The 18,037-nt window shown below is 66.7% G+C and carries 14 protein-coding genes; 10 read left to right on the forward strand and 4 right to left on the reverse strand.

The genetic code is table 11. The annotated features are described in order from the left end of the window. Positions 1–105 precede the first annotated feature (105 nt). From EA798_RS11820 to EA798_RS11840, 5 genes are read left to right on the forward strand one after another with little or no spacing between them, the layout of a single operon-like run. Positions 106–2,982, forward strand: a complete 2,877-nt coding sequence (locus EA798_RS11820; protein ID WP_122099062.1) for a CHASE3 domain-containing protein — start codon at positions 106–108, stop codon at positions 2,980–2,982. Further along, positions 2,979–3,368 carry a response regulator transcription factor gene (locus EA798_RS11825; RefSeq protein WP_122099063.1) on the forward strand — a complete coding sequence of 130 codons (390 nt, stop codon included), beginning with the start codon at positions 2,979–2,981 and terminating at the stop codon, positions 3,366–3,368. Before EA798_RS11820 ends, EA798_RS11825 begins: the two co-directional genes overlap by 4 nt. Continuing rightward, positions 3,365–4,501 carry a YaiO family outer membrane beta-barrel protein gene (locus EA798_RS11830; protein WP_122099064.1) on the forward strand — a complete coding sequence of 379 codons (1,137 nt, stop codon included), beginning with the start codon at positions 3,365–3,367 and terminating at the stop codon, positions 4,499–4,501. Before EA798_RS11825 ends, EA798_RS11830 begins: the two co-directional genes overlap by 4 nt. Continuing rightward, complete coding sequence (locus tag EA798_RS11835; protein WP_106157048.1) at positions 4,491–5,615, forward strand: HEAT repeat domain-containing protein; 1,125 nt, start codon at positions 4,491–4,493, stop codon at positions 5,613–5,615. The genes EA798_RS11830 and EA798_RS11835 overlap by 11 nt, the downstream gene beginning before the upstream one ends. Further along, entirely contained in the window at positions 5,612–7,015 is a 1,404-nt protein-coding gene (locus EA798_RS11840) for a glycosyltransferase family 2 protein (RefSeq protein WP_122099065.1), read from the forward strand. Before EA798_RS11835 ends, EA798_RS11840 begins: the two co-directional genes overlap by 4 nt. 97 nt (positions 7,016–7,112) lie before the next feature. Here EA798_RS11840 and EA798_RS11845 read toward each other — a convergent pair whose 3' ends face one another. Further along, the gene (locus EA798_RS11845; RefSeq protein ID WP_122099066.1) at positions 7,113–8,606 is read right to left on the reverse strand and encodes an aldehyde dehydrogenase; all 1,494 of its coding nucleotides are present in this window, start codon (positions 8,604–8,606) and stop codon (positions 7,113–7,115) included. Between the two features lie 185 nt (positions 8,607–8,791). Between EA798_RS11845 and aptA the strand changes: the two genes are divergently transcribed. Further along, entirely contained in the window at positions 8,792–10,117 is a 1,326-nt protein-coding gene (gene aptA, locus EA798_RS11850) for an omega-aminotransferase AptA (RefSeq protein WP_122099067.1), read from the forward strand. A 180-nt stretch (positions 10,118–10,297) separates the two neighbouring features. Here the strand turns inward: aptA and EA798_RS11855 are convergent, their stop codons facing one another. Then, positions 10,298–11,317 (reverse strand): zinc ABC transporter substrate-binding protein, encoded by a 1,020-nt coding sequence (locus EA798_RS11855; RefSeq protein WP_122099134.1) that lies wholly within the window; start codon positions 11,315–11,317, stop codon positions 10,298–10,300. Between the two features lie 64 nt (positions 11,318–11,381). On the opposite strand from EA798_RS11855, the gene zur reads away from it, so the two are divergent. The 4 genes from zur to EA798_RS11875 are packed head-to-tail and all read left to right on the forward strand — an operon-like array spanning position 11,382 to position 13,933. Beyond that, complete coding sequence (gene zur / locus EA798_RS11860; RefSeq protein WP_122099068.1) at positions 11,382–11,867, forward strand: zinc uptake transcriptional repressor Zur; 486 nt, start codon at positions 11,382–11,384, stop codon at positions 11,865–11,867. Next, positions 11,864–12,634, forward strand: a complete 771-nt coding sequence (gene znuC, locus EA798_RS11865; protein ID WP_003282404.1) for a zinc ABC transporter ATP-binding protein ZnuC — start codon at positions 11,864–11,866, stop codon at positions 12,632–12,634. Before zur ends, znuC begins: the two co-directional genes overlap by 4 nt. A 1-nt stretch (position 12,635) precedes the next feature. Further along, positions 12,636–13,421: a zinc ABC transporter permease subunit ZnuB gene (znuB, locus tag EA798_RS11870; protein WP_014595334.1), complete on the forward strand. Its 786-nt coding sequence runs from the start codon at positions 12,636–12,638 to the stop codon at positions 13,419–13,421. Continuing rightward, positions 13,421–13,933 (forward strand): M48 family metallopeptidase, encoded by a 513-nt coding sequence (locus tag EA798_RS11875; protein ID WP_122099069.1) that lies wholly within the window; start codon positions 13,421–13,423, stop codon positions 13,931–13,933. Before znuB ends, EA798_RS11875 begins: the two co-directional genes overlap by 1 nt. 42 nt (positions 13,934–13,975) lie before the next feature. Here the strand turns inward: EA798_RS11875 and EA798_RS11880 are convergent, their stop codons facing one another. Continuing rightward, positions 13,976–15,460 (reverse strand): DASS family sodium-coupled anion symporter, encoded by a 1,485-nt coding sequence (locus tag EA798_RS11880; RefSeq protein ID WP_122099070.1) that lies wholly within the window; start codon positions 15,458–15,460, stop codon positions 13,976–13,978. Positions 15,461–15,660: 200 nt separating this feature from the next. Then, complete coding sequence (katE, locus tag EA798_RS11885; protein WP_122099071.1) at positions 15,661–17,796, reverse strand: catalase HPII; 2,136 nt, start codon at positions 17,794–17,796, stop codon at positions 15,661–15,663. Positions 17,797–18,037 lie beyond the last annotated feature (241 nt).

An 18,037-nucleotide genomic window follows, 5' to 3' on the forward strand; every position in this document is an offset into this window, starting at 1 on the left:
TTCCCAGTTCGTCAGGTCTGACTATATTGCGCCTATCCCGGCGAGCCGCACCGATGCGCAGCGGCCGGGATAACAAGCAGTATTTCCCGGCGAAAGGAGTTCGGTTTGCCCGCAAGACTCGCGATCGGTTGGCATTCAATCGCATTCCTGGCTGCGTTCGTGCTGCTCGCCGCCCTTGGCTGGCAGGGCGCGCGAACCCAGGAAGCGCTGCTGCAGACCAATCGGTCGGTCAGCCACAGCCTGGAAGTCATCACCTCGGTCCAGGCCATCCTCACGTCCCTGCAGGACATCGAAACCGGCTCGCGCGGCTTCATTCTGACCGGCGATGCCAGCTACCTCGAACCCTACGAGCGCGGCCTGAAGCAGCTGGAAGGCTATAGGCGCAGCCTGGAACAGCTGGTCGAGGGCCGCAGCTACCCCGATGTGCGCTGGTTCCGCACGCTGGATGCGACCATTGCTGAACGCCTGCAGGTGGCAGCTGGCAATGTCCAGGCACGCCGCGATGCCGGGCTGCAGGCAGCGGCCGATCATTTGCGCGACGCTGGCGGCAACCTGCTGATGGACAGACTGCGGGCACTGCTCAACGCGGTGGAACAACAGGAGCGGCGGCAGCTGGCGGCAGCCAGCAGTGCGGTGACACAGACCACCGAGCGCGCCCAGCGTCTGGTCCTGATCGGCAGCCTGGTGGTGGTCGCGCTGTTTCTCATCGCCTTCTGGGCGGTACACCGTAATCTGCGCATCCGCCAGCAACTGGCCGGCGCGGCGCAGGCAGGCGAGGCTCGGCTCGGCGCGCTGCTGCAGGCCATTCCGGACTACCTCTACGCAGTGGACCACCAACAGCAGGTATCCAGCCTGGCCGCGGGAACGGCGCGCCGTGCGCCCCCGCCCGCGGCCATCGAACCCCTGCTGCACGACCTGCTCCAGCAGCGCGAGGACAGCAGACTGCGGCAGACCACCTGGTGCGAGCTGCAGACCCGGCGCACCTTCGAGGTCCGTTTGATGCCCACCGGGCTGGGCGACCACCTGGCGATCGCTCGGGACATCAGCGAGCTGCAGCGCAGCCGCGACAGCCTGCACGACCAGCAGTTGTTCCTGCGCCGGGTGGTGGACACCGACGACAACCTCATCTTCGTCCGCGACGCCCAGGGCCGCTTCCTGCTCTGCAACACCGCACTCTCCGCCCTGCTCGACGTGCGCCCGCAGGATATCGAGCAGCGGCATCCCGACGAGGTGCCTTCCGCTCGCCTGTTGCGGCCGCTGCTGCTGCACGACGACGAACTGGCCGCGCTGGCAAGCGGCAGCGGGGAGCTGCGCACCACCGAGGTCGCCCTGACCGACGCCCTCGGCACCGAGCATTGGTTTCAGGTGATCAAGCGACCGCTGCGCATCTCCGCGCGCACCTGCCACGTGGTCACCGTGGCGGTGGACGTCTCCCTGCGCCGGCGCATGGAGCAGATGAAGACCGAATTCATCTCCACTGTCAGCCACGAGCTGCGCACCCCGCTGACCGCCATTCGCGGCGCGCTCGGCATGCTGATCGGCGGTATCGCCGGGCAGGTCAGCGATGAGGCCCGTCCGCTGCTGGGCATCGCCCACAAGAACAGCGAGCGGCTGGTGCGCCTGATCAACGACATCCTCGACATCGAGAAGCTGGAAGCGGGCCGCCTGACGTTCAACTTCGGCCGTCACGACGTTCGCCCGCTGGTGCAGCAGGCCCTGTCGGACATCACGCCATACGGGCAAGACTACGGTGTCAGCCTGGAATTCCTCGACGCCCCGGAACTGGCGTCCAGCGAAGCGACCCTCGACCCTGACCGCTTCGCCCAGGTGATGGCGAATCTGCTGTCCAACGCCATCAAGCACTCCCCTGCCGGTGGCTGCGTGACTGTGGACCTGCGGCGCAGCGGCAAGCTGCTCGAGATCGGTGTACAGGATCGCGGGCCCGGCATTCCTGAAGCCTTCCGCTCGCGCATCTTCGAACGTTTCGCCCAGGCCGATTCGTCCGATGCCCGCCAGCGCGGCGGCACCGGGCTGGGACTGGCCATCACCCGTTCGCTGGTCCAGCAGATGCACGGCAAGATCGGCTTCGACTGCCAGCATGATCAGGGCACGCGCTTCTGGCTGCAGCTGCCGCTGGAAGAACACACCCAAGCGGTCCAGCCGCAGGCACCGGCGCAGCCGCCAGGCCACGGCTCGGCACCGCAGCAGACGCCCCTGATTCTTATCCTCGAACCCGACAGCCACGCCGCCGAGCAGTTGGCCGCGGCGCTGCACCAGCACGGCTATGCCACGCTGATCGCCCATGCTGCCGCCGAAGCGCGCGAACTGCTCAACCAGCACCGCGTCCAGGCGCTGACCCTCAGCCCGGTGCTGGACAACGAGAACAGCGTGGCCTTCCTGCAAAGCCTGCGCAGCCAGCAGCACTACCGCAACCTGCCGGTGCTGATCGTCAGCCTGCAGCCGCAGCGCCGGGACGAGGATGACGGCCTGCTGCGCGGCGGCGCAGTGGGCGTGATCGATTGGCTGCACAAGCCGATCGACCCGACCCGGGTCATGGAAGTGATCCGCGCCTGCCTGCAGATCGGCGGCGCGAAGCCGCGCATCCTGCATGTGGAGGACGACGACGACCTGCGCGTACTGCTGGCCAAGCAGATCGCCACGCTCGGCGTCGAGCTGGCCGGTGCCGCCACCCTGCAGGAGGCGCGTCAGCTGATCAGCGCGCAACCGTTCGATCTCGCCATCATCGACCTGATGCTGCCCGATGGCGACGGCACCGAGCTGTTCGACCAGCTGGCGCAGAGCATTCCGCCCCCACCGGTGATCATCTTTTCCGCACTCGACACTCCGATCCAGGACAACCGCCTGGCGCTGCGCCAGCTGGTGAAATCCCGCCATGACGGTGACGAGCTGGCCAGACTGATCCAGCAACTGTTGCAGCACTGGCCACCGGGCCACACTCACTCTGACGAGGTTCATGCATGAGCGAATCCGCCAGCAAGCGCATTCTCATGGTGGAGGACGAAGAAGACATCGCCTTCCTCATCCGCTACATGCTCGAACGCCACGGCTTTGTCGTCGACCATGCCGCCGATGGCCGCCAGGCGCTCGATCACTTCGCCCGGGCCGAACCGCCCGACCTGACCCTGATGGACATCATGCTGCCCTATCACGATGGCCTGGAGCTGATCGAACGGCTACGGGCTCAGGCCGGCTGGGAAAGCGTGCCGGTGCTGATGCTGACCGCCAAGGCACGCGAGGTGGATATCGTCCGTGCGCTGGAGCTGGGCGCCGACGACTACGTGACCAAACCCTTCCAGCCGGAGGAACTGCTGGCGCGCATTCGTCGCCTGCTGAGGGGGCGCCGATGAAGCGCGCGCTGCTGCTGCTTGCCCTGGCGATGCCCTGCACCACGGCTTTGGCGGCTATCGCCACGGCCGAGCGACAGGTGCAGGCGCAGCAACTGGACGCTGCCGAAGCGACCCTGCGCGCACACCTGGCCCAGCACCCGGAAGACGCCGACGCACAGTTCCTGCTGGCCCGGGTGTTGAGCTGGCAGGGGCGGCCGGAACAGGCCTTGCCGATCTACCAGCGCTTGCTGCGCCAGCAGCCGGACAATGCCGACTACCTGCTCGGCGAGGGCCAGGCGCTGCTCTGGGCCGGGCGCCCGCAACGCGCGCTGGCGTCGCTGGAACGGGCCGCCAGGATCGCGCCGGACTACGCCGAGGTGCAGCAGGTAATCCAGCAGGCACGCGCCGCGCTGACCGTGCCCACCACGGCGACGGCCCCGGTACCAGTGACGGCCGCTGCGACCAAGCGCCGTCACGAGCTGGAGATCTCGGCGCGTCAGGACTGGCTGGACAACGGCTTCGACAACTGGCGCAGCCAGCGCCTGGATTACACCTCGACCCGGCCGGAAAGCCTTGGCTGGTACGGCGCGCTCACGCGTGAGCAGCGCTTCGGCGAATGGGACGAAGGCGTCGAGGCCGGCGCGGTGATTCCGCTCGACGACAACTGGACGCTGCAGCCGGAGGTCGGCTACCAGCCTTCACCCTATTTCCTGCCCGAGTGGCATGCCGATCTGCGCCTGCAACGGCGCCTGCCGGACGGCTACCTCGGTGCCGTCAGCGTTCGCCGCACCGAGTACGAGACCACCCGCGTCGACCGCCTTGCGCTGAGCGCCGAGCGTTACTGGAACGCCTGGCGCGCCGGCTACACCCTGAACGTGACCGACGTGGCCAACGCCGGCACGCCGATCGGCCACGACCTGGCACTGGACTACTACTACCGGGGCCTGAGCTATGCCGGCCTGCGCCTGACCGTGGGCGAGGAAGAAGCGGTGGAAGAGCAGCAGCTGATCACCAGCGACGTGCGCGCCATCAGCCTGCAGGGTCGTCACTGGTTCGACAGCCGCTGGGCGCTGAGCTGGGAAGTCGGCTATCACCAGCAGGGCAGCTACTACGACCGACAATGGCTGCAGATCGGTCTGCGCCATGCGTTCTGACCTGCTGGCCGGCTGCCCTCCCTGGCTGTGTGAGGCGCCCGCCCGGCTCTGGCAACATGTCTGGCCGGAAGACCGCATGCTGCAGCTGGCGCTGTACTGCGCCTTCGGCCTCGGGGCGTTGACGCTGCTGGTGCTGCTGCAGGTGCTGCTGCTCGGCGAACTGTCGCGCCGGCGAGCGGTGCGCCGGCAGCAGTTCAACGAACAGTGGCGCCCCTACTTCGCCCTCTGCAGCCTCAGCGATGACGTGCCGACTTCCCATGCGTCGCTGCCGCGGCGGCACCAGCTCTGGTTCCTGCTGCAGTGGAACCGCACCCAGCTGCAGTTGCGCGGCGCCGCCCGCGAGCGCATGAACGGCGCACTGGTCGCGCTGGGCATGGATCGTCAGGCGCTGCTCCTGTTGCGCGGGCGGGTGCGCAGCAAGCTGATCGGCCTCACCTGCCTGCGCCATCTGGCCGACCCGGCCCATTGGGACGCGGTGCAGCCGCTATTGCTCAGCCGCAACGCCATCGTCGCCCTGGCTGCCGCGCAGACGCTGGTGGCCATGGACCCGGCAAAGGCCATGCAGCTGATCCTGCCAGCGGCGGTGGAGCGCCCCGACTGGGCATTGCCGCGCCTGGTCAGCCTGTGCCAGCAGGCCGGTGAGCAGGCGGTGACCACGCCGCTGCTGATCGTGCTGGCCAGCTCGCCGGACCCGCGCCGCGAGCGGCTGGTCGGCCTGCTGGTGCATGGCGACCCGCGCCATGCCGCGCCCTGGGCGCGGGCACGGCTGGACCAGGGGGCGCCTGCCGAGCAGCTGCAGGTGGCGCTGCGCTGTCTCAGCGAGCTGGGCGACCCGCGCGACCGCCCGCGCCTGCTGCGCGCTCTCGGGCATGAGCAGGAGGGTGTGCGCCTGGCTGCCCTGCTGGCGCTGCACAAACAGGCGCGCCGGCAAGACAGCGAGCTGTTCCTGCCACTGCTCGCCGACAGCAGCTGGTGGGTGCGCCAGGCCGCCGCCGACAGCCTGGCGAAGCTGCCCGGCGCATCCCCCGAAGCGCTGCAGCAGCTGCTCGAGCAGGTGGACGACCGCTACGGCAGGGACGCCCTGCGCCGGGCGATCGCGGAGGTGCGCCGGTGACGGTCGACTGGCTGTGGTGGCTGCAGGTCGCCTTCATCTTCTATTTCCTGCTGCTCAACGGCATGTACCTGCTGCTCAACCTGCTGTCGATGGGCAGCCTGATGGGTTACATCCGCCAACGCGCGGAAACCGGCGAGCTGGCGCCCTATCTCGGCGTCGAGCCGCCGGTGTCGGTGCTCATGCCGGCCTTCAACGAAGAAGCGACGATCCGCACCTCGGTGCGCTCGATGCTGCAGCTGCAATATCCTGAATTCGAGATCGTGGTGATCAACGACGGTTCGAAGGACCGCACCCTGGCCGTGCTCATCGAGGAGTTCGACCTGGTGCCGCACCCCGAGCCGTTGCGCCAGGCTGTGGCCCACCAACCGGTGCAGGCCATCTATCGCTCGCGCCGCTACGCCAACCTGCGCGTGGTGGACAAGGCCAATGGCGGCAAGGCCGATGCGTTGAATGCCGGTATCAATGCCGCGCGCTACGGCCTGTTCTGTGGCGTCGACGCCGACTCCATCCTGCAGCGCGACAGCCTGCTACGCGTGGTCCAGCCCTTCCTCGAGGACGAACGCACCATTGCCGCCGGCGGCACGGTGCGCATCGCCAATGGCTCGCAGGTGCGCGGCGGCTTCCTGATCCAGGCCGGGCTGCCACGCAACTGGCTGGCGCGCTTCCAGATCGTCGAGTACCTGCGCGCCTTTCTCTTCGGCCGTCTCGGCTGGTCGCCGCTCAATGCCGTGCTGATCATTTCCGGCGCCTTCGGCCTGTTCGACCGCGAACGGGTGATGGCGGTCGGCGGCTATCGCACCGATACGGTCGGCGAGGACATGGAACTGGTGGTGCGGTTGCACCGTTATCACCGCGAGAAGCGCATCCCCTACCGCATCCGCTACCTGCCGGACCCGATCTGCTGGACCGAATGCCCGGAAGACCTCGGCACCCTCGGCCGCCAGCGCAGCCGCTGGCAGCGCGGCCTGGCCGAAAGCCTCGGCCGTCATGCGCGCCTGGCCTTCAGCCTGCGTGGCGGTACGCCGGGCTGGTTGGCCTGGCCGTTCATGGCGCTGTTCGAGTGGATCGGCCCGCTGATCGAACTGGTGGGCTACGGCTTCATGCTGGCGGGCTTCGCCTTCGGCGCGGTGTCCTACGCCGCGCTGGCCGCCTTCCTGCTGGTGGCGATCGGCATGGGCATCCTGCTGTCGGTCAACGGCCTGCTGCTGGAGACCATGTCCTTCCGCGTCTACAGCCGCCGGCGCGACATGCTGCAGCTGTTCCTGATGGCCGTGCTGGAGAACTTCGGCTACCGCCAGCTCAACACCCTCTGGCGCTGCCGCGGGCTCTGGCAATGGTTCTCGCGACGCAAGCACCACTGGGGCGCAATGCGTCGCAGCGGGCAGTGGGGGCAAAGCTAGTTAAGGGCTCAAAAACCGTAGGGTGGATCACGCTTCATCGATCCACCCTGGTGCAACAAGGTGGATGTAAAAGGCGATATCCACCCTACGGATGCCGTCAGAGCTGAATCCAGGTCGCCTTCAGCTCGGTGTACTTGTCGAAGGCGTGCAGCGACTTGTCGCGACCGTTGCCGGACTGCTTGAAGCCGCCGAACGGCGCGGTCATGTCGCCGCCGTCGTACTGGTTGACCCACACACTGCCAGCACGCAGCGCCCGTGCGGTGCGGTGCGCCTTGGACAGGTCGGCGGTCCACACCGCGGCAGCGAGGCCGTAGGGCGTGTCGTTGGCGATCGCCACCGCTTCCTCGGCGCTGTCGAAGCTGATCACCGAGAGCACCGGGCCGAAGATTTCTTCCTGGGCGATCTTCATCGCATTGTCGACGCCATCGAAGATGGTCGGCTCGACGTACAGCCCGCCGGTTTCCTCCAGCGTCCGCTGGCCGCCGATCAGCACCTGTGCACCCGCCTCACGCCCGGCGTCGATGTAGCCAAGCACGGTATTGAGCTGCTGGGTGTCCACCAGGGCGCCGACGTTGGTCGAAGGGTCCAGCGGGTTGCCCGGCTTCCAGCCCTTGAGCGCCTCCACCACCATCGGCAGGAAGCGCTCCTTGATCGAACGCTCCACCAGCAGCCGCGAACCGGCGGTGCAGACCTCGCCCTGATTGAAGGCGATGGCACCCGCCGCCGCCTGGGCAGCGGCCTGCAGGTCGGGCGCATCGGCGAAGACGATGTTCGGACTCTTGCCGCCCGCCTCCAGCCAGACGCGCTTCATGTTCGACTCGCCGGCGTAGATCATCAGCTGCTTGGCTACCCGCGTCGAGCCGGTAAAGACCAGCGTGTCGACGTCCATATGCAGCGCCAGCGCCTTGCCGACGGTGTGGCCGTAGCCCGGCAGCACATTCAGCACGCCGGCCGGAATGCCGGCGTCGATCGCCAGCTGGGCGATGCGGATGGCGGTCAGTGGCGACTTCTCGGACGGCTTGAGCACCACCGAGTTGCCGGTGGCCAGCGCCGGGCCGAGCTTCCAGCAGGCCATCATCAGCGGGAAGTTCCACGGCACGATGGCCGCCACCACGCCGACCGGCTCGCGCGTGACCAGGCCCAGCTGGTCGTGGGGCGTGGCCGCCACCTCGTCGTAGATCTTGTCGATCGCCTCGCCGCTCCAGCGCAGCGCCCGCGCCGCACCGGGGATATCCACCGTCAGCGAGTCGCCGATCGGCTTGCCCATGTCGAGGGTCTCCAGCAGGGCCAGCTCCTCGCGGTTCGCTTCCAGCAGATCGGCAAAGCGGATCAGCACCGCCTTGCGCTTGGCCGGCGCCAGCTTCGCCCAGCTGCCTGCCTCGAATGCGGTACGGGCGCTGGCCACTGCACGCTCGGCATCGGCCTGGTCGCAGCTCGCGACCTGGGCCAGCACTCGCCCGTCCACCGGGCTGATGCAGTCGAACTGCCCTCCGTCCGCCGCGGCGCAATACTCACCCTGGATAAAGGCGCGACCTTCGATGTGCAGGTCGCGGGCACGCTGTTGCCAGTCGGCGAGGGTCAGGGTGGGCATGGTGCATCCTCTCTCAGGTCTTCGGGCTGTGGAAAAGGCACCCTAAACCAGCGGCGCGGACCCTATCAATATTTTTTACGAACGGCCGGTCAATCGCCTTGTTTTGTTCGTTTTATTAAACATAGACTCGATCAAAACGCTGCGGCGCCGCTGCAGCATAGTCGCTCGTCGCCGGAGCCCGCCCCATGTCCCAGGATTTCCATCCCAACGTCTCACCCGATCATTTCTGGATGCCCTTCACCGCCAACCGTCAGTTCAAGGCCACGCCGCGCCTGCTGGAGAGCGCCGAGGGCATGTACTACACGGCGAGCGACGGTCGCCAGGTGCTCGATGGCACGGCCGGGCTGTGGTGCTGCAATGCCGGCCATGGCCGACGCGAGATCAGCGAAGCGGTAAGCAAGCAGATCGCCAGGATGGACTTCGCCCCGACCTTCCAGATGGGCCACCCGCTACCCTTCGAGCTGGCCGAGAAACTGGCCGCCATCAGCCCCGAAGGGCTGAACCGGGTGTTCTTCACCAACTCCGGATCGGAGTCGGCGGATACCGCGCTGAAGATCGCCCTGGCCTACCAGCGCGCCATCGGTCAGGGCTCGCGTACACGGCTGATCGGCCGCGAGCTGGCCTACCACGGCGTCGGCTTCGGCGGCATGTCGGTGGGCGGCATGGCCAACAACCGCCGCGCTTTCGGCCCGATGCTGCCGGGTGTCGATCACCTGCCGCATACCCTCGATCTGCAGCGCAACGCCTTCAGCAAGGGTCTGCCGCAGCACGGCGTGGAGCGCGCCGATGAGCTGGAGCGGCTGGTGACGCTGCATGGTGCGGAGAACATCGCCGCGGTGATCGTCGAGCCAATGTCCGGCTCGGCCGGGGTGATCCTGCCGCCAGTTGGCTATCTGCAGCGGCTGCGCGAGATCACTTCCAAACACGGCATTCTGCTGATCTTCGATGAGGTCATCACCGGCTTCGGCCGCGTTGGCGACGCCTTCGCCGCGCAGCGCTGGGGCGTCACGCCGGACATCCTCACCTGCGCCAAGGGCCTGACCAACGGCGCGATCCCCATGGGCGCGGTACTGGTCGCCGACCACCTGTTCGATGCCTTCATGAAGGGGCCGGAAAGCGTCATCGAGTTCTTCCACGGCTACACCTACTCCGGGCATCCGGTGGCCTGCGCGGCGGCACTGGCGACCCAGCAGATCTATCAGCAGGAAAACCTGTTCCAGAAGGCCATCGACCTGGAGCCCTACTGGCAGGAAGCGCTGTTCAGCCTGCGCGACCTGCCCAACGTGATCGATATCCGCACGGTCGGGCTGGTCGCGGGTATCCAGTTCGCCGCCCATGCCGATGGCGTCGGCAAGCGCGGCTACGAAGTGTTCCGCGAGTGTTTCGAGAAGGGCCTGCTGGTACGCGCCAGCGGCGACACCATTGCGCTGTCGCCGGCGCTGATCGTCGAGAAGGCCGAGATCGACCAGATGATGGAGCTGCTCGCCGACGGCATCCGCAAGGCCGGCTGACACAGCGCTGCGGAGGCGATGACCCGGCCTGTCAGATCAGGCCGGGCGCTAGTGGCCTGTGCGGTGAGTGGGTTGAGGCAAGTCCGGATGAACATGGCTCCGAGGCAAGGAGCAGCAACACAGTATCGGGGCCACGGGCGCCGAAATTGACCAACTGAACTCACCCAACAGGCCACCAGATCACAGCGACTCCAGGCAGTCCGCCAGGGTGTCGCCCAAACCTTCGAGCAACTGTTCGTAGCCCTTGGCGTCCGTCGGCAGGCCGACGCCCAATACGTCCAGTTCCGCCATCTTCACCGGCAGGCCGGCGGTCAGCGTTTCGGCCAGGCGCGGGCGCGCCGGCGGTTCGCTGAACACGCAGCTCGGCCCGGCCTGCTGCAGGCGCTCGCGCATCGCCGCCACATGCCGCGCGCCCGGCTGCGCTTCGCCACCGGCAGTGAACACGCCGGCATGGCGCAGGCCGTAGGCAGCCTCGAAGTAGTCGTAGGCTTCGTGAAAGACGAAGAACGGCTTGTTCTGCACTTTGGCGAAACGCTGCTTGAGGCGGGCGTCGAGTGCCTTGACACGCTGGGCGAAGGCCGAGGCGTTGGCCTGATAGCGCGGGGCATTGGCCGGATCGGCGGCGGCCAGATCCGCCGCCATGCGCTCGGCGATCACCACGGCGTTGGCCGGCAGCAGCCACAGGTGCGCATCGAGCGCACCCGGGCGATGGTCGTGATCATGCTCGTCGGCATGGGCAGTCCCGCCATGTGCGACCTCTTCATGCCCGTGAGCATCATGGTCATGGCCGTCGTGATCGTCGTGATCGTCGTGATCGTGATCGTGATCGTGATGCTCGTCCTCGGCATGCGCGTCTGCATCGCCGAAGCGCCGCAGGGTCAGCTTCGGCAGGTCCTGCACGGCCACGGTCGTACCGTCGCGAGCGCTGAGCGGCCGCGGCAGGAAGCTCTCCAGATCAGGGCCGATCCAGTAGAACAGTTCGGCTTCACGAATGCGCCGTACGTCGGACGGGCGCAATGAGTAATGGTGTGCCGAGGCGTTGGCCGGCAGCAGCACATCCGGCGTGCCGACGCCGTCCTGCACCGCCGCGGCGATCAGCTGCAGCGGCTTGATGCTGGTCAGTACGCGGACTTCAGCCTGAACGGAGGCGGCGCCAGCGAGCAGCACCGCCAGCAACGGAAGGGAGTAAAGACGATTCACGGGCATCACTCGAAGGGGTTGGATTGGTACATAATAACGTCTCGCCCCCAACACGTCGCCGCCCATGTCCAAGACCCCACTGGCCTGCACGCCCCATGACCACAACCACTGTGTCAGCCACGCGCTGGCCGAAGCCGACAGCCTCTGCGCACGCCAGGGCGTACGTCTGACCGCGCTGCGCAAGCGCGTGCTGGAGCTGGTCTGGCAAAGCCACCGGCCGCTCGGCGCCTATGACATCCTCGCCGTGCTGAGCGAGCAGGACGGCCGTCGCGCCGCGCCGCCCACCGTCTACCGTGCGCTGGACTTCCTGCTGGAAAACGGCCTGGTGCACCGCATCGCGTCGCTCAATGCCTTCATGGGTTGCAATCACCCGGAGCATCCGCACCAGGGCCAGTTCCTCATCTGCCGCAATTGCCACACCGCCATCGAGCTCGAGCAGCCGGCCATCGCCGCCGCCATCGACAGCGCCGCGGGCAGCGTCGGTTTTGCCGTCGAGGGCCAGACCGTGGAAGTCGTCGGCCTCTGCTCGAACTGCCGGAACGCCGCATGAGCGAAGTGCTGCTGAGGCTGGATGACATCCATGTGCGCTTCGCCAACCAGAACGTGCTGGAAGGCGCGCAACTGCAGGTGCATCGCGGCGAGATCGTCACCCTGATCGGCCCCAACGGCGCCGGCAAGACCACCCTGGTGCGTGCCGTGCTCGGTTTGCTCAAACCGGATCGCGGGCAGGTCTGGCGCAAGCCGAAACTGCGTGTCGGCTACATGCCGCAGAAGCTGCACGTCGATCCCACCCTACCCTTGTCGGTACTGCGCTTTCTGCGCCTGGTCCCCGGCGTCGATCGCGCCCGCGCCCTGGCGGCGCTAGGTGAAGTCGGTGCCGAGCATGTGATCGACAGCCCGCTGCAGAAGATCTCCGGTGGCGAAATGCAGCGTGTGCTGCTCGCCCGCGCCCTGCTGCGCGAACCGGAGCTGCTGGTGCTGGACGAACCGGTGCAGGGTGTCGACGTCGCCGGCCAGGCCGAGCTGTACCGGCTGATCGGCGTGTTGCGCGACCGCTATGGCTGCGGCGTGCTGATGGTCTCCCACGACCTGCATCTGGTGATGAGCGCCACCGATCAGGTGGTCTGCCTGAACCGCCACGTCTGCTGCTCGGGGCATCCGGAGCAGGTCAGCAGCGACCCGGCCTTCGTCGAGCTGTTCGGCCAGGATGCGCGCAGCCTGGCGATCTACCACCATCAGCACGATCACAGCCACGACCTGCACGGCAGCGTGGTGATCGGCAAACCCCACGTCCACGGCCCGAACTGCAAGCACTGACATGCCCGATTTCCTACTCAACGCCCTGCTCGCCGGCCTCGCCCTGGCGCTGGTCGCCGGCCCGCTCGGCTCCTTCGTCGTCTGGCGGCGCATGGCCTATTTCGGCGACACCCTGTCCCACGCCGCGCTGTTCGGCGTCGCTCTCGGCCTGATGCTGGACGTCAACCTGACGCTGGCGGTGACTGTCGGCTGCGTGCTGCTCGCCCTGCTGCTGGTGACCCTGCAGCAGCGCCAGCCGCTGGCCTCCGACACCCTGCTCGGCATCCTGGCCCACAGCACGCTGTCGCTCGGCCTGGTCTCGCTGAGTTTCATGAAGGATGTGCGCGTCGACCTGATGGGCTACCTGTTCGGCGACCTGCTCGCCGTCGGGCCGAGCGACCTGGCCTGGATCATCGGCGGCAGCGCCCTGGTGCTGCTGATGCTGATCCCGCTGTGGCGGCCGCTCTTGGCGATCACCGTGCACGAGGAGCTGGCCAAGGTCGAAGGCCTGCCGGTGGCCGGCATCCGCCTGGCGCTGATGCTGCTGATCGCCGTGGTGATCGCCGTGGCGATGAAGATCGTCGGCGTGCTGCTGATCACTTCGCTACTGATCATTCCCGCCGCCGCCGCACAGCGCCACGCGCGCACGCCGGAACAGATGGCGCTGGGCGCGAGCATCCTCGGAATCGTCGCGGTGTGCCTGGGGCTGACGCTGTCCTGGTACGAGGACACCCCGGCCGGCCCGTCCATCGTGGTCAGCGCCGCCGCACTGTTCCTGCTCAGCTTCGCCTGGCCGAAACGCGCCTGATGAGCGACCTGAAATACCTGCGCGGCTACCCCGAGCCGCTGCTGGCTCAGGTGCGTCAGCTGATTGCCGAGGACCGTCTGGGCGACTATCTGCAGCGGCGTTACCCCGCACGGCATGAGGTGCAGAGCGACAAGGCGCTGTACGGCTACGTGCAGCAGCTCAAGCAGGAGTACCTGAAAAGCACGCCGCCGATCGACAAGGTGCTCTATGACAATCGCCTGGACCTGACCCATCGGGCGCTGGGCCTGCATACCGCGGTGTCACGGGTGCAGGGCGGCAAGCTCAAGGCGAAGAAGGAGATCCGCGTCGCCGCACTGTTTCGCGAGGCGGCGCCGGAATTTCTCAGGATGATCGTGGTGCACGAACTCGCCCATCTGCGTGAGAGCGAGCACAACCGTGCCTTCTACAAGCTGTGCGAACACATGCTGCCCGGCTACGGGCAGATCGAGTTCGATCTGCGCCTGTTCCTGCACTGGCGCGAGCTGGAGGCGCTACCGGGCAAGAACGCCTAGCGCATCAGTGCTGCCAGGCGTCGATCCAAAATGTTGGGCTGCTCAGATCCAACCCAGCCAGCGCCACCAGGTCATCGCGAACAGCAACATGCTCAGATAACCGATCAGCGTCACCAGCACGCCGACCTTGGCGAACTGCCGGGCACTGAAGGTTTCGGTGCCCAGGCAGACCATGTTCTGCGGTGCGTTGATCGGCAGGATGAAGCCGTAGCTGACGACGAAACCGAGCAGCATGGTCATCCCCAGCCGGCTGAAGTCGCCCGGCAGGCTCAGCAACACCGAAATCAGGATCGGCAGCATCGCCGAGGTCAGCGCCGTGGCACTGGCAAAGCCCAGGTGGATCACGATGAGAAAGGCGCCAAGAATGGCAAAGATGCCCAGCGGCCCCACCACGCCAAGCCCGGTGTGGGCCACCACCTGCGCGCCGAGCCACTGTCCGGCCTGGGTCGTGAGCAATACCGTGCCGAGGCTGATCCCGACCCCGAAGACGATCACCGTGCCCCAGGGCACCCGTGTCTGGACCTCCTTCCAGTTCATCACGCCGATGCGCGGCAGCATCAGGATCACCAGGCCGGCGTAGGTGGTGCTGGTGGTGTCGAAGCTGTGCAGCTTGCCCTCGGTGGCCCAGCACAGCAGCAGCCCGATGGACACGGCGAGCAGGCGCTTCTGCGCCGAGGTCATCGGCCCGAGTTCGGCGAGCGAACGGGCCACGGCTTCCTTGCCACCGGCTATCCGCTCGGTTTCCGGCGGCAGCAGCTTGAGCACGATGAACAGCAGCACGAAGGACATCAGCACGGCCCAGGGCGCGCCAGCGATGAGCCAGTCGATCCAGCTGACCCGCTCACCCAGCAGTTTGTCCATGAAGCCCACCAGCAGCAGGTTCTGCGCCGCCGCGGTCTGGATGCCGATGTTCCAGATGCTGGTGCCCTGGGCGACGATGATCATCATGCCGGCGGCGAAATTCGAGCGTTTGTCGATGCCGAACGCGGTGATGATGCCGAGCATGATCGGCACCACGCAGGCGGCGCGCGCCGTGGCGCTGGGCACCACCAGGCTGAGCAGGACGATGACCACCAGCGTACCGCCGAGAATGTGCCGAGAACTGGTGCCGACCCTGGAGAGGGTCATCAGCGCAATGCGGCGGTCCAGCCCGGTAAGCGTCATCGCCGCGGCGATGAACAGCGCGCCCGCGACCAGGGCCAGGGCGGGATTGGCAAAACCGGAAAGCCCCATGCCGATCGCTTTGGAGGTGCCGTAGACCACCTCGGGGTTTTCCAGCGTAGGCGCCGTGCCGACGAGAAACGCCAGCAGCGCGGTGATCATGATTGCGCTGACCTCGTAGGACACCGCTTCGGTGATCCACACCACCACTGCAAACACCAGGATGGCCAGCACCCGCTGGCCGGCCACGGGCAAATCGGCAGGCAACGGCATCAGCAGCACGCCAATCAGCGCAAGCATGGCCACCAACAGGCCGATCGGGATGCCGAGCAGCCCCTGACGGGCTGCAGTTTGGGTATCGCTCATGGTCTGGCTCCATCCGCTGACAGATACGCCTGCAGCATGGGCAAGCCAGACCACCGCAACCATGACCTGCGTCTATTGCGGGGCTCTGCGGCGAATTAACCAAGTAAAAAAAGCAGAACGCCGGCATGCGCCGGCGTTTCTGGTCGATGAATCGCAAAGGTCCGAACCGGCGGATACCCGGTTCGAACCTGGCGCAAACCTCAGGCGGGGATGGCCTCCGCGGCGGCCTCGCGCGCCCAGACGCGATGCTGACCGAGTGCCTGGGCAAAGTTGCCGAACACCCCATCAACATCATCGCCTTCCAGCAGACCCGCGTCGGGCTGCAGGCCCAGGGTCGCCAGCAGCGGACGCGCGGCGCCGAGCATGACGATAGGTTTCAGGTGCTTGTAGGCCTCCAGCACGTAGTGCTTGGCTTCGCCGGACTTGGCCATGGCTGCCGCCGCATCGGCGCCGCCCGGGACGAACACGGCGTCGAACATCACCGAGGGCATGCCATCCATCGCGGCATCCACCGGCAGCATCGTGCCGTCCGCCGTTTTCACCGGAGCCGGTGACGGCCCGATGATCTTGGCCAGCGCGCCCTCCGAGGCCAGCTTGGCCTTGAAGGCGTCGATCGCTGCACCATCGACGCCGTTGGCTACCAGGATGGCCACCTTGCGCGACTTGATATTGCCCGGCGCATGGTTCATCAGGCTCAGCGCCGGCGAACTCTGCACGCTGGACGCCCTGGTGGTGACGGTCGGTGCGCTCGGCGCCGGCAGACCCAGGTCCTCGGCGACGCGGCGGGCCAGCTCCAGGTCGATGTTGGCGAGGATTTCATTGACCTGACGCTCGCGGATGAACACCCGCTCCACCTTGCCCAGCTCGAAGGTATAGGCGCCGATGATGTGCTCCTTCTCCGGGCCGCTCATGCTGTTCCAGAACAGCGTGGCCTGGGAGAAGTGGTCGCCGAAGGACTCGCTGCGGTTGCGGATCTTGTGGCCTGCAACGCGCTCGGGATAGCTCTCGAAACCGCCGCCCTGCGCCGCCGGCGGAGTTTCCTTGGGCCAGCCGCTGTCGATGGAGTTGGGCTCGTAGTTGGCGCGGCCCTTGTGGATCGTCTGGCGATGGAAGGCATCGCGCTGGTTGTTGTGGAACGGACACAGCGGGCGGTTGATCGGGATCTCGTGGAAGTTCGGCCCACCGAGACGCAGCAGCTGGGTGTCGGTGTAGGAGAACAGCCGGCCCTGCAGCAGCGGATCGTTGGTGAAGTCGATGCCCGGCACGATATGGCCGATGTGGAAGGCGGCCTGCTCGGTCTCGGCGAAGAAGTTGTCCGGGTTGCGGTTGAGGGTCATCTTGCCGAGCTTCTGCACCGGCACCAGCTCCTCGGGGATGATCTTGGTCGGGTCGAGCAGGTCGAAGTCGAACTTGTGCTCGTCGGCCTCTTCCACCACCTGCACGCCCAGCTCCCACTCGAAGTAGTCGCCCATCTCGATGGACTCCCACATGTCGCGGCGGTTGAAGTCCGGGTCCTTGCCGGCAATCTTCAGCGTTTCGTCCCAGACCAGCGAGAAGGCGCCGGCCACCGGCTTCCAGTGGAACTTGACGAAGCGGCTGATGCCCTCGGCATTGATCAGGCGGAAGGTGTGCACGCCGAAGCCTTCCATCGCCCGGTAGCTGCGCGGCAGGGCGCGGTCGGACATGGTCCAGAGCACCATGTGCGCCGATTCCGGCGTCAGCGAGACGAAATCCCAGAAGCTGTCGTGAGCCGACTGGGCCTGCGGGATCTCGTTGTGCGGCTCGGGTTTGACCGCATGCACGAAGTCGGGAAACTTGATCGCGTCCTGAATGAAGAACACCGGCATGTTGTTGCCGACCAGGTCGAAGTTGCCCTCGTCGGTGTAGAACTTGGTGGCGAAGCCGCGCACGTCGCGCACGGTGTCCGCCGAGCCGCGCGAACCCTGCACGGTGGAGAAGCGCGTGAAGACCGGGGTTTCCTTGCCTTCGGCGGAAAGGAAAGAGGCCTTGGTCAGCCAGCTGTGATCGGCGTAGCTCTGGAACACACCGTGCGCCGCGGCACCGCGGGCATGCACGATGCGCTCGGGGATGCGCTCGTGGTCGAAGTGGGTGATCTTCTCGCGCATGATGAAATCTTCGAGCAGCGAGGGCCCACGATCGCCAGCCTTGAGAGTGTTCTGGTTGTCGGCGATCTTCACGCCCTGATTGGTGCGCAGCGCCTCGCCGGTGGCGTCGCTGCGAAACTCTTCCAGCTGATCGAGCTTGGCGTTGTGATTGGCGCGGTCGACGGTATCGGTGCCGGCGAGTTCGCTCTGTTTGGGGGTCTTGTCGGTCATGATGGGCCTCGGTTAGCCGGTTAGCTGAACCGCGAACGATCGGCCCGACGTGGGGGCAGATGCGTGATCGATTCACGGCGTACCGGTTAGTGACCCCCGCAACGGCTGCAAGGTTGCCGGCTGCGACGATTTGCATTGCCTATGGCAGCAATATATTCAGTCAATCGAATGGGCGCATTCGAGCGACCCGACCGCCAAACGGGTAGAATGCCCGGCTTTCGCCGACTATCCCGGCAACGAA

The sequence above is a fragment of the Pseudomonas songnenensis genome (assembly GCF_003696315.1).
GTDB classification, from domain to species: Bacteria; Pseudomonadota; Gammaproteobacteria; order Pseudomonadales; family Pseudomonadaceae; genus Stutzerimonas; species Stutzerimonas songnenensis.